This window comes from Oleiphilus sp. HI0123 (assembly GCF_001635315.1).
The window spans coordinates 1-698 of record NZ_LWGE01000964.1 but is presented as its reverse complement, the minus strand read 5'-3'; the positions used below and the strand labels follow the sequence as shown (position 1 = coordinate 698).

The 698-nt window shown below is 44.3% G+C and carries 2 protein-coding genes; both read right to left on the bottom strand.

Going from position 1 to position 698, the window contains the following annotated elements; all coding sequences use genetic code 11:
- The coding region (gene hemC, locus A3761_RS08360; RefSeq protein WP_068750105.1) for a hydroxymethylbilane synthase at positions 1–528 on the bottom strand (528 nt) is incomplete at its 3' end.
- Positions 482–698: hypothetical protein (locus tag A3761_RS28520; RefSeq protein WP_231881197.1), on the bottom strand; the 217-nt coding region annotated here is incomplete at its 5' end. The genes A3761_RS28520 and hemC, both read right to left, overlap by 47 nt.

The window sequence follows — 698 nt, the reverse complement described above, 5'->3', positions numbered from 1 at the left end:
AGAGGCTGCAAGAATAATGGCGTCATACTCGCCTGCATCGAGCTTTGCCAGACGAGTATTAACATTGCCTCTTAAAGGGCGAATATCTAGGTCTGGGCGAGAGGCGGCCAGTTGGCTATGCCTGCGTAGGCTTGAGGTGCCAACAATTGCACCTTCTGGAAGTTGATCGATCGAGTCGTATTGATTACTAACGAAAGCATCGAAGGGGTTTTCCCGCTCACAAATAACGGCTAGCTCAAGACCTTCGGGGAACTCCATAGGGACATCTTTCATTGAGTGGACGGCGATATCTGAAATGCCTTCTAGCATTGATGCTTCAAGCTCTTTTACAAATAAGCCTTTGCCACCGATTTTAGCAAGGGGGACGTCTAGAATCTTATCCCCTTTGGTTGTCATGCCATTAATATTGACTTCCAAGCCTGGGTATAAAGCTTCAAGTTGAGACTTTATATAACGGCTTTGCCACAACGCTAAAGCACTTTCACGAGAAGCAATATTGAGGGTCTTGATTGGGCTTGATGTAGACATGTTCGAGTCGTTCACTATTGGCAAATGGAGTGGGTGCTATATATTGAATTGCGTCGCTATTTGTATTGGTGGTGAAACCAAATAAAGAATAGTGAGCTAGATACAGCCTGTTATGGCGACTTAGTATAACGGAACTGGAAATAAAGTCGAAAAGATACAAATCAAGTGAA